Origin of the sequence: Parashewanella curva (assembly GCF_003675895.1) — a bacterium.
In the GTDB taxonomy this organism is placed as follows: domain Bacteria; phylum Pseudomonadota; class Gammaproteobacteria; order Enterobacterales; family Shewanellaceae; genus Parashewanella; species Parashewanella curva.
In genome coordinates, this window is sequence record NZ_ML014847.1 from 1 (window position 1) to 11,354 (window position 11,354).

The window sequence follows — 11,354 nt, forward strand, 5'->3', positions numbered from 1 at the left end:
AGGCATTGCTGGCTGGGAAACGATATGGGAAGGTTGGGATACGCTTCAATCTTATGTAGTAGGATACCGAGTAGCGAAAGAAATGCTAGCAGATGGTGAGCTGCTTTGAGATCTGATCAAGAGACAGGCTCATTAAGTGTATCAAACATTGCCTTTGCTCAGCCTGAAATACTAAAAGTTAGTTTTGTCCCAGAAACGATTAAAACGATGATGCAACCTGGAGTTGGTTATTATGTAGAGGTAGTTCCACCTTCAGGAACTGGGCTTTTCTGTTTTTCTACTAACTTATTTAATGACCCGTCTGCGGAAAGAGCGTTTGCTATTGGATTTAGTGGTAACCATGCCGATGTAACCTACAACACACTATTAGCTAAACAAATTTTAGATGCAAAATTAAATCAACAGGAAATCACCGTTTATTACCAACGTAAAAAATGTGTGCAAGTTAATACTGTACGAGGCACAAAAATTTTAGGTGTTGAGTATAAATAACTGTTAGTTATCAAGTTGATTTGGCAAATTCAATTCTATCTTTGAAGCTTAATTAAAAACAACTTCTTCAGGGGGCTAGACCTAGCCCTCATAATAGCCCAGAAATCTACGAACTTATAATAAGTACTTGCATGAGGTTTTTGAAGCTATTCCTCATGTTATCGGGAGGTTAACATCAGACAGAACACATTACGGGGGATTTTTGAGTAAATCTTCATTCAGAACTGACTCACCAATGGACAAACGCGCTTGGATTTCGACTTAATCTCAACAAGCTGTATTAGAAATAACTATCTTTACAATTAAAGCTCACACACAAACTAAAGTCTGCTTTTGGCGATAAGCAGACATTAAGCAAATTCACAAAAAAGTGATTAAGCGAACATTAGGTTTTTGCTAACACAGCGTGGCCTCACTTCTATTCTGAACGTCTAAAATACAGATAAAAAAAGTAACTCTGTTGGTTTTCCAGTCCAAAGAATATTTCATATTTAAAGGAGTTAAATCGGCTATTTATTAACCCTGTAAATCTAATTTTTTCGACAAATCAAGATTCTTTATTTTGCCATTTGAAAGTGATTTTCGTTAGTTGTTTTTTAAAAGCATTATGTTAATAGAGTCAATATGACTCATAAAAAATAAGTAAACACCCTAATGATTAGCGATGTACTGAGCCGTCTTTAAGTGTCCAGTTAGTATTGCTGCTTCGATTGGCTTACCCATAAGTAAAGCGCGTATACCCTTATCAGCCCCATTCTCCATCAAAGCTTTAACTATTTCTCTGTGACCACTAACAGCAGCAAGCTGTAATGCTGTTGAATTAATATCATTTTTTAGATTAACCTTTGGAAGTAGCGTAAATATTGCTTGAACAACATCCGTATGCCCATATCGAGAGGCCAGCATTAATGCTGTCCATCCATCTTTATTCTGCAGGTTGCTATCAGGCTTTAATCTAGATAGCTCCATTACACAATCCGTATACCCATATCTAGAAGCCATCATTAATGCTGTCCATCCATAGTCATCTTGCAAGTTGCTATCAGGCTTTGATCTAGATAGCGCCGTTACACAATCCGTATACCCACATCGAGAAGCCATCATTAATGCTGTCCATCCATCTTTATTTTGCAGGTTGCTATCAGGATTTAATCCAGATAACGCCGTTACACAATCCGTATGCCCATATCGAGAAGCAAACATTAGTGCTGTCCATCCATCTTTATTCCGCAGGTTGCTATCAGGCTTTAGTCTAGATAGCGCCGTTACACAATCCGTATGCCCATATCGAGAAGCCAACATTAATGCTGTCCATCCATCTTTACTTTGCAGGTTGCTGTCAGGCTTTAATATGATTAGCTCTTTTACACAATCCGTATGTCCGTATCGAGAAGCAAACATTAATGCTGTCCCCCCTTTTTTATTTTGTAAATTGACGTCTGCACCATGACTCAATAATTTTGCAACACACGCTTGGTGTCCATTAGTGGCCGCGTAGTGGAGTGGAGTATTGCCTTTTTTATCCCTTATATTGAGGTTGAAACCTTGCTTAATAAGTTGACTAAGGCTTTCCAAATCACCTTGTTTACAGCAAGTCATTAATTCGGTCATGTGTTGATTTAGTTTCGTTTCAAGACTTTTTGCTAGGCAAGCCGATGCGATTAAAGTGCTTTTAGGAGTTATATATTTACGAAAGCACTTAAGTAGTCGATTAGGAGCGTGATTGACAACCCCAATTTTGAATAACCTCGAGAACCTATTGGTTGTTCTATTTGCTTTAGGGTGGGCAATACCGTCTTTTGGCTGTTGAAATTCTCTTATCCTTACTGACAGTTTTCCATTATTCGAGAGCTTAACCTTAAAAGCTGTTTCATTCATATCTAATGTGATTACATCAGAGGTTGTGGCCAAATGTGAAAGTGTTTTCACGTCCATTGCTGGTAACTGAGAACCTCTAGGTGAAACATAGGTGGCAGCCATTTTTAGAGTCTATTTTAAGAAACAATATAACTAAACTATGCCAATAACTGATGGGTAGTGAAATGACATTAAAGTGATATGTAAGATGATATTAGAATATCAAGAGGTGAGTTAACGAGTTGTTTTGGAAAAGTTTTCAAATGTCCGCCATGTGGAAGATTATTCAGCCCAGAAAAACATTCTAAGCGTCCGCAATTGGTACAAAATGGTAATTCAGTTTGGATTGAATTTGAACTGCTAGGCATTAAAAACAATGAACAACCCCGCCGCAAGCAGCGGGGTATCATCTAGATTCACTCAAGAAGGTAGTTCGCCCCAAGGGGCGGGGAATTAAACCCTCAGAGATTAAACCCTCAGAGATTAATGCTGCAAATGTGCTTTGCTGCCTCGGAATGGGGCAGACGTTAGTCAATCTATATCCAGGAGTTCGGGTTTAAATGCGAATTAAATTAGTTTAAGTGTGGATTTATAAATTGTGGAAATTCACCAACCTCATACGTATCTCTTAACACGTAAACAAAATAGCCGTCTTGTGATGAAAATGTAATCGCATATTGCTCGTGCATCTTTGAACAGATATCTCCCAACTCTTGGTTATTTTGAAAAAAATCTAAAATCGTTAGGTACGCCCCTTGGGAGCTTTCGCTTACATTTTGGAGAACTTTATTAAAAACAAAATTTACCCTAGACCCTATAGGTGCTTCTGTTTGTAACCAAGATAGCTCGTCATCGGTAAATACTTGATACCCCATACAAATAAGGTGATAAGTTAATTCATAAAGGTGGCGATCTACGGCTCTAAGCTCAGAAGTAGTCAATGAGTATAACGCACTGAATATAGCATCATATTCTCGTTGAGGGAGGAACTGCGGTTCCTTTATGGAGGGCAAAATAATTAAGTCACCAGAAGTGAGTAGGAAGTCCTGTATAATGCGAGTCTCTTTATTTTTAAAAACTTCGTAATAAACACCATTAAAGAAAGTTTCATAGTTTGTTTTCTCTAAGGCTAAATAATCACATGCTGTATTGAAAGTTGAAGATATTGATGTTGATACTGTTTGAACTTCGGCCATATAGTGTAAAGTTATATGAATTTAAAACTATTTTACGTAGTCAAACTGAATAAAAGGTTAATGTATCTATCACTTTTTAATACTGATACTCAACGGTTATGAGTAAAAGTGCATAATTCGGAGCTATCCGATCACTGAATGCGGAAATGGCTGATCGGATAAACCGAAATACGCATTAAAAGAGCGAAGTTAAGTCAATTATGTAGTAATTTTCAAGTGCAAAGAAGACTGCAAACGTAATAGATTAAGGCGTAACAAAAATTAGTGTGCTGGCACGGAATGGGGCAAAAGTGAGCTAGCGTTTGAAATCCAACCATTTTTTCCGCTACATCTTTACCTAATTTGTGAGCATATACCTTCCCATATCGGTAAAAGAGGTTGTAGCTTTGATATAAGTTGAGCGCTTTTATACTCTTAAAAGCGCTTAATCATGTAATGATTCCGTTGGAGTCAAATACCCAACATTTAACTGTTAAAGGCTTTTTCATGGATGGATAGGCTTTGTTTAGTCGATCATTCACTGCACTATTAACAGGTTTAATACCCAAGAATTTATATTTTTTTGATTTTTTTAATAAGATTTTTAATTCCATCATCAAAGGTAGTCGTTGCTTACGCTCATTTGCGACTTCTGAAAGCTGGTTAAAATTAATGGCTATAAGCTGTGGGTCTCTGGAGTGATTAACAACAGCCAGTCCATCTGATTCAAGAAAGTCTACTAACTCCCAGAATTCTTGAACTAAAGGATGTTCAGTGCTCAAGGCTCTTTGCCTTTTGATGGCCAATAGACGAATAAAGTCTAATGTTAGTTTAAGCTGTTCATCGGATATGTCGACAACTAGCCTAAGTGCCTCGATAAAAGTACTCAATTGAGCGTGGTTGATTATAATCCTTGCATTACTCACCTCAGGTAAAGTACGGAAGTACTCTTTATAAAACTCTAGGCGCTGATTAATGTAATCTATTATTTTGTGTTCTTTCAAAATAGCTTTTAGGTGAAAACCTGAGACTTGATCCATTTCCCACTGCGCTAATGCTTCTACCCCTTTTAACGTCTCTTGATTAAGTTCCGTTCGAGAATTATAGATCTGAACTAATCGCTCCATAATTGCAGGTGAACTCTTAACCTCTGCATTTTGTGCTATGACAATGGCTGCTCTAAATGGGGGTTCATAGGTTTCATTGCCATTATTTTTCACACCACGAGCACGAATTGGACGACCATTAAACACGCTTTTCAATTCATCCCATAGATAACCACTTTGCTTACTTTCATTTCCATCAGTTCGATCTGCTTCAATCAACACTACTGGTAAATTAGAAACCTGTGCCATATTTCGATACACAGCTATCGGATTAGCTTTATTGGGATCGAAACCTTCATAATTTTCTCTACCAGTGAGTTTCCACAAAAACTCAATTAAAGTACTTTTACCTGTACCGGGATCTCCCACAATTTCTAGAAAAGGAAAACTACCAAAACATTTTCTTATCTGCTCTGCAAAAAAGCTTCCAAACCAAAAAGCTAAAGCCACCAAGCCTTTTGCTCCATAAGCCTCCCAAAGATGAGATAACCATTCCTCATGGTAATCTTGTAACCTACTGTTTGGCTTTATATGCACAGGAAATAAACTCTTGATGCTTAACTTTTTAATATCAAAAAAATCTTCACTGTTAAGTCGATACATCTGCCCACTATGAACGGCAATATGATTGAAAATATAGCATTGGTATTCTTTGCTATAACCTGTAAAGTCAATCACATTCACTCGCTTAATGTGATAAATCTGTTCCTTTAAAAACTTGTCTAGCTGAGTATTATTTCCCTCAAAAATTGCCCCCGGTGCGACTTGGATCAATCGTTTTTTAAATTCAAACGCACAGCATAGCTCCCTTCCACTGAAAGTATTTTTGATTGGCTCATCACCGTGAGGGAAATCAACACGGAAGTAGTACCAACTTTCGTTAGTCATACTGCTGTGCTGATAATATAAGGCTTGAGGGTAACACTCGGTCAGCGACTGAATACTGATAGCTTCTTTCAATGAAGCATGATGACTATTTTCATCGGTTTTATCTTGATGATTCTGTAACGCCTTGTCGTAACGCCTAGGATCAAATTTAAACCAAAATAACTGGGCTTCATACTCAAACGGAAATTCGTTCTGAGAACGTTTTTCATACATTAAAAGCCCCTTTTCCAAAGCAGACTCAACCAGTAATAGTTGTCCCTGATAGCGGCATTCTTCCAAAAAACCTAGAGTTAACTTCTCTCTTTGAAACAAGTCATTCCAAGAATGCCTTACTTTACTTTTAGGCAGTTTCGCAGCACTCACCTGCCAACCAAGCTTCCTAGCACGTTGAACAAATTGCTTTGTGGCTTGTTCACCTCTATCCCCGATGTCAAAGGCAAAGACTAATCGTACTTTCTCTTTCCCGTTAATTGATGATTCAAGATCTTGCAAAGACTGATCAGGAAAATTGCTATATTGGATAACACTTACAGCAGCAACGTTTACCTGTTGTAATGCGATAGCATCAAAGATCCCGAGAGTGATCCATAGTTCTTTTTTATTTTTAAGCTGAGTAATATCAAATGATGGAGGCTGCCACCAATTACCCATCAAGTTACCCGATATGTTTTCATGAACCTTGCCAAAACGATAAGGTCTATCAATAAACTGTTCCCAGTAACACTGATCTTGTAAATAAAAGCGAACCGTAGCAGTACCACAATCTATATCACCACTGTAGTAAGATCCTTGCTGATACCAATGGGCAATGTGTTTAAGATCGAAGCCACGGCATAAACTCATATAAGCATCTGCTGCAATATTATCAATACACTGGTCTTGACCCTGCTGTGCCTTAAATGGAAACCGATCACTCCATGACTCAAAAAGCTCAGGGTATAATTCTGTAACATGAAGCTCTAAACCACATTTTTTCAATCTTGCACATTGTAAAAACCAAGGATTATCTCTATGAGTTGAAAGTTCCCAATGATGGCAATTTGGGCATTGACCTTGCTGAAGGTGCTCAGCGCACTGTTTCTTGAATTTAAAGTCACTAAGTAATCTTTGTTTAACTTCAAGCGGTATTGAGAAGCTCATCTTTAACGTCCTCATTGAGATGTAATTCTAAAGTCTTGGCGATGAGTTTTTCGGCGGTATTCTCTTCAAGTTCAGGTGCTCTATATGATGCTCTCGCTTTGAAATCGTGGTATTTTTTCTCACAAGAGCACTAACAGTAAAACACCTGTGGTGTGCGTCGAAAACATCAACGACTTATGGCTGAGAACTTATAATGGCTTTTGATACAAAAAGGCTTCTACTTTTCTAATATCGTAACGCCCAACAGGACATAGATGCAGCATTTCAGGTTTAGGAAAATCCTCATGCTGTTTAGACCAACGAACTAAGGTAGGGTAAGTAACTCCAAGATATTTACAAAGCTGATGCTTGCTATACCAAATTTGCTGTATTTTACTCGACTTTGATTTACCAACTATTGAATTGCTCATAACTCACTCCATTCATGATAAATTACATCAAAACCTGTATATCACTGCATATTTTTTAAAATACGCAATTAAGTCAAATTAATTTTTTCTGTTCCAATTCAGCATCAAAAACATAAAACCTTAAAATTCATGAAATTAAGAATATATTTCTCACTTTACGCCAACAAAAAACATTGATTTATTCAGCTTAAATTAAGTTTTTCTACAATGAATCCTGTAGAAAACCCAAAAAAATAAGAATGGAATTGAGGTATGAGTAAGCTACAAAATTTTAGCTATTTCTTACTCTACGCAGTATTCGAAGGAAGTTTAAATTCAAGAAATGAAATAATGAGGCAACTAGAAGTTAGTATTCAACATTGCGTCGACGCCATTCATAGATAGGAAAAGCATTATCCATTGGCTCATGTACGACACGATGCCCAGAACTATCAAGGAATAAAAATTCCTCAGCTTCAAAAGTATTTTCAAGTGAACAAATGGCAACTTGTTTTAATTCAGTTTGATAAGCAAACGCTTGCTTTCCGAGATAAATCTCAGTGAAAATTAAGTTTACAAAGCCATGCAACCTACCGTCTCTAAGAAATTTTTGCAATATAAAGTAGCTATTAATAACAGGGATTTCACGAGCATAGCCTTCCGTTAAATTACCTATCCCTAAGATTAACCAAGTAGGACTCACCCCCAATGCTGATGCAAGTTTAGGTGCAAGTTTTGAATCTGAAATCTTATTTCGAATAATATAGCTGATACTTTGCTGAGAAATGCCCGATCTCTTGGCCAATTGTGCCTGAGATACGTCTAATTCAAATAGTGCTTGCTCTAAGCGTTCCCCTAAATTACTTTCCATTAAACTCTCAACTGGTAATATGTATTTCGGGTTAAATACAATCTTTTTTGTAGCACAAGTCAAATTAAATATTCGTCATCTTATATCTTTCAATATCGCTTTCTGAGACTTGAAGAGCGTATTTTACAAACAGTTGTATATGGTCTTCTGGCAACAACGTAATAACATTTTCATAGACCATATTGAGAGTTTGAAATAGTCGAAGCCTTTCCAATTCCCTATCTGATACTTGATACCAAGAGATTAATTCATCCATCCTTTCTGGTAACGATTGATAAAATTGTGACGAAAGGCCAATCTTGTACTCGATCCAAATACTACCTTCGATAAGCAGCATGCGAGTAAAGTAAATTTGTTCTTTTTTCAAACATAGGCACTCAATATGGTACAGAATACACTTTGGTAAATAATTTAAAACCAACATGCGGCCTCCTCATATGTATCAAACAAATACAGTTCCAAACCGACTTATGATCCTATATCCGTATGTCCTACTTCATACTCCTATGACACCTGTGGAAAGTAAAAGAAGAAGATCACCTTTTATGCCTTACAAAGGCTTATAAATGTTCAATCGTGTCATTATTAAGGCTAAACAAGTTTTAAGTCTGCTTAATCTGCCACTGATTTTTCCTCTTTTACTCTCTTATACAAATCAGTCTCAAGCATAATAAAAAAGAAAATCGAGTTAATAGTGTTCAAAATAAACACTACCAATTGAGATAAAAAAATGGTAATAGGTTGATAATATTGGCCTTAGCCTTCTAGTAAAAACATTCCATTGCCCTTTTCTAAGACTGATGGCTTATTCATGTCGAGTAATCGGCCTCTTTGAACATTACAGGAAATCAGTATTCTCAGATAAACGCTACCGTAGGTAATAAAATGAACGCAGAAAATGATGTCATTGAAGCAATATGCAAAGCGCAAAATACAATTACCGATAAGTTAAAAGGAAAGTGCCAAAATTTTCATAACATAGTATTTTCTCGCCTAAACCTTGAAGAGAAAACGCTCCAGCCCATTCCCTCTAATTACGCTTGGCATTTAAAGTTCTGGGAAGAAAATTTGGATGAAAATTTACCTAACCGATTACAACCCGGTGTATTTCATTGGGATAATATGGCTAAAAAACATAAACGATTACTGAACAGTGTTAGTGATCGCTTAAAAAAAATTGAAATTCGTAATAGAAATAACAACATCGTTGAAATCATCAGTGTTGGCTATTTTCAAACAACAAACCTCACACAAGCAGATCTATTCGGTTTACTGCACCATTTAAGCCACAAATCAAAAGAGTACCTCTCCATTTATGGAGACAAGACCTTGTTTCCACTGCGTTATTTCGATGCAAAAGTTCCAGAATTAGAGGTTATTGGGAGAAACAATGATAATAGCTATGACTATGATAAATTCAACATTAATAATATCACCTTGACCCAAAAGGAAGTCATCGCAATTGAGTTATTGATGAAGTTTAATTCCATTAAGGAAATAGCCTCAAAGATGCAGTGCTCACATGCCACAATAAATAAAAGGTTGAACGGAGTAAAAATGAAATTAGGGTGCTTTCCTTGTAGCAATTCTCAGCTATTCCAACACCTTAATCATTGTGGGATTATACGAGCCATAAATAATATGAGTAATACTGAAATAATCCTCTAAAATCGCAAAATATTTCAGTCGATTATCAACGCCTCATCTTCTATAAAAAAGCTAGGCTACCCAAAGCCCTCTCTTAGCTGCAATACCAAATGCCCCATTCGTAATTGCAGTATCATAATCGCCGATACCAACACCACCAAGCGCATAGATAGGCATTGCAGTTGAACTGACTATTTTATTGAATGATGACCAGCCAATAGGGACGCCCTTAGGACTGCTGGGTGTTTTAAATATCGGGCAAAGAACAGCAAAATCACACCCCATATCAGAAGCAATTTTTACTTGTTCAATATTGTGGCAAGCACCAGATAACAGTTTCCCTCTTGGTATGGGTCTTTCTCTAATGTTTGCCATGTCTGCCGAGGTTAGATGAAGCCCATCCACTTCATTTTTAAGCTCATTAAAAATATCAACATCAGCATTAATAATGATATCCACTCCACTCTCTCTACATAATTTTGAGACACATCTTGCCATTTCAATATACAGCTTTCGATCTAGGTTTTTGGAGCGAAACTGAACCCTTTGAGGAGAAAAATGCTCAATACTTGTTTTAAGTAAATCCAAATAGGCGTTCTTATCCTCAATGAAATCAGGGGTTATTAAGTACAAATTCTTTGTCATTTTTCTGATGCTCAAATTTAGAAGGTGAAATCATTTTTCCCATACCTAATGTCAGTAGTCAAAGTCTTTAGTCATTGCTTGGTATCGTGATTCAGGAGCCATTAACCTCTAAAAGTCATGTCTACGTACTCCGCTCAAGTAGAGATGATTTTTAGGTAAAAGCGCAGCAAATGTATTTCGAATTTGTCAATTGCCAAGCGAAAGCAACCAGTTTTGGATAGTTTTCAATCTCAGAACATTAAATAAAAATGACATATTCCAGATTAATAAGCACCTCTAAATAGCTAGTGCAGGATTCGCAAAATGATGGCATTTGCTTGCAAACCTGCTGGCGTATGCACGCAAAGTTGCTGGCATTTGCATGCAACACCATTTTTAGCCTTATTTATCTAAAAAAACGCCTTTCTCACCCTGTACATTTTTTATTCATGGCGATAAATTAAATCCATGAGTTTCTGAGGGTTGAGGTTTATGCCAAAAACAGAAGTACATTTAGAGCCAGATGAGAAATCCCATTGGCAAGAGTATTGTCGCTCTCATTCAATGAGCGAAGCCCAAATGCTTCGCATGCTCATAAATAAAGCCTCTCCTCTTGCTGCCAACACCGACAACTTCAAAGAGAGCAGAACCAATAAAGTGACCATAAGGCTGGATAGCCAAAATCATAAAAAGCTATCAATGCTCGCTAAAGAAGAAGGCTACTTTTCACAAACCAATTGGGTGACGTCTACGGTACTCGCTCACCTTCATCGTTCACCCGTTTTATCAGTAGAAGAAATGCAAGTGTTAAGAGAATCCAACCGCCAGTTATCGGCCATAGGTAGAAACCTTAATCAAATAGCTAAAGTGCTTAATATCGAATTTAGGGAGAGTGACAAAATAACTAAAGAAATGATTGAAATGCTCAGTCATAGAATTGATAAGCATAAAGATAAGGTTTACACATTACTCGACAAAAACCGAACTCGTTGGAGCATTGATCATGAGCCAACTACTGAATGACCGAATATCAGGTTTAATCGAGTAGGAGGGAGCCTCACGGCTCCCATCCTCTCACACCACCGTACAAGCGATGTCGCATACGGCGGTTCCAATTATACTGCTAACTTCTTGTACCCTTCTAACAACGAGTACAGTCCCATCT

General features: G+C 37.2%; 10 protein-coding genes. 3 read left to right on the forward strand and 7 right to left on the reverse strand.

Annotated features, from left to right (window positions below):
• The first annotated feature begins 105 nt into the window (after positions 1-105).
• Complete coding sequence (locus D5018_RS19045; protein ID WP_121840572.1) at positions 106-492, forward strand: hypothetical protein; 387 nt, start codon at positions 106-108, stop codon at positions 490-492.
• A 651-nt stretch (positions 493-1,143) separates the two neighbouring features.
• On the opposite strand, the gene D5018_RS19050 is transcribed toward D5018_RS19045, so the two are convergent.
• The 6 genes from D5018_RS19050 to D5018_RS19075 form a co-directional block, all read right to left on the reverse strand.
• Entirely contained in the window at positions 1,144-2,472 is a 1,329-nt protein-coding gene (locus tag D5018_RS19050; protein ID WP_121840573.1) for an ankyrin repeat domain-containing protein, read from the reverse strand.
• Between the two features lie 449 nt (positions 2,473-2,921).
• Positions 2,922-3,545 (reverse strand): hypothetical protein, encoded by a 624-nt coding sequence (locus D5018_RS19055; RefSeq protein WP_121840574.1) that lies wholly within the window; start codon positions 3,543-3,545, stop codon positions 2,922-2,924.
• Between the two features lie 428 nt (positions 3,546-3,973).
• Positions 3,974-6,658: a toprim domain-containing protein gene (locus D5018_RS19060; protein WP_165905113.1), complete on the reverse strand. Its 2,685-nt coding sequence runs from the start codon at positions 6,656-6,658 to the stop codon at positions 3,974-3,976.
• A gap of 188 nt (positions 6,659-6,846) precedes the next feature.
• Positions 6,847-7,068 carry a hypothetical protein gene (locus D5018_RS19065; RefSeq protein ID WP_121840576.1) on the reverse strand — a complete coding sequence of 74 codons (222 nt, stop codon included), beginning with the start codon at positions 7,066-7,068 and terminating at the stop codon, positions 6,847-6,849.
• 346 nt (positions 7,069-7,414) lie between these two features.
• Positions 7,415-7,918 carry a helix-turn-helix transcriptional regulator gene (locus D5018_RS19070; RefSeq protein ID WP_121840577.1) on the reverse strand — a complete coding sequence of 168 codons (504 nt, stop codon included), beginning with the start codon at positions 7,916-7,918 and terminating at the stop codon, positions 7,415-7,417.
• Between the two features lie 64 nt (positions 7,919-7,982).
• On the reverse strand, positions 7,983-8,342 hold the full coding sequence (locus D5018_RS19075) for a hypothetical protein (protein ID WP_121840578.1): 360 nt from the start codon (positions 8,340-8,342) through the stop codon (positions 7,983-7,985).
• A gap of 461 nt (positions 8,343-8,803) precedes the next feature.
• Between D5018_RS19075 and D5018_RS19080 the strand changes: the two genes are divergently transcribed.
• On the forward strand, positions 8,804-9,586 hold the full coding sequence (locus D5018_RS19080) for a helix-turn-helix transcriptional regulator (RefSeq protein ID WP_121840579.1): 783 nt from the start codon (positions 8,804-8,806) through the stop codon (positions 9,584-9,586).
• Between the two features lie 51 nt (positions 9,587-9,637).
• Here D5018_RS19080 and D5018_RS19085 read toward each other — a convergent pair whose 3' ends face one another.
• Positions 9,638-10,210 carry a thiamine phosphate synthase gene (locus D5018_RS19085; protein WP_121840580.1) on the reverse strand — a complete coding sequence of 191 codons (573 nt, stop codon included), beginning with the start codon at positions 10,208-10,210 and terminating at the stop codon, positions 9,638-9,640.
• Positions 10,211-10,681: 471 nt separating this feature from the next.
• On the opposite strand from D5018_RS19085, the gene D5018_RS19090 reads away from it, so the two are divergent.
• On the forward strand, positions 10,682-11,212 hold the full coding sequence (locus tag D5018_RS19090) for a plasmid mobilization protein (RefSeq protein ID WP_121840581.1): 531 nt from the start codon (positions 10,682-10,684) through the stop codon (positions 11,210-11,212).
• The last annotated feature ends 142 nt before the right edge of the window (positions 11,213-11,354 follow it).

Coding starts and splice junctions, on each gene's coding strand:
- D5018_RS19060 (WP_165905113.1), bottom strand. CDS start 6,658: ATGAGCTTCTCAATACCGCTTGAAGTTAAACAAAGATTACTTAGTGAC.
- D5018_RS19050 (WP_121840573.1), bottom strand. CDS start 2,472: ATGGCTGCCACCTATGTTTCACCTAGAGGTTCTCAGTTACCAGCAATG.
- D5018_RS19075 (WP_121840578.1), bottom strand. CDS start 8,342: ATGTTGGTTTTAAATTATTTACCAAAGTGTATTCTGTACCATATTGAG.
- D5018_RS19070 (WP_121840577.1), bottom strand. CDS start 7,918: ATGGAAAGTAATTTAGGGGAACGCTTAGAGCAAGCACTATTTGAATTA.
- D5018_RS19090 (WP_121840581.1), top strand. CDS start 10,682: ATGCCAAAAACAGAAGTACATTTAGAGCCAGATGAGAAATCCCATTGG.
- D5018_RS19055 (WP_121840574.1), bottom strand. CDS start 3,545: ATGGCCGAAGTTCAAACAGTATCAACATCAATATCTTCAACTTTCAAT.
- D5018_RS19065 (WP_121840576.1), bottom strand. CDS start 7,068: ATGAGCAATTCAATAGTTGGTAAATCAAAGTCGAGTAAAATACAGCAA.
- D5018_RS19080 (WP_121840579.1), top strand. CDS start 8,804: ATGAACGCAGAAAATGATGTCATTGAAGCAATATGCAAAGCGCAAAAT.
- D5018_RS19085 (WP_121840580.1), bottom strand. CDS start 10,210: ATGACAAAGAATTTGTACTTAATAACCCCTGATTTCATTGAGGATAAG.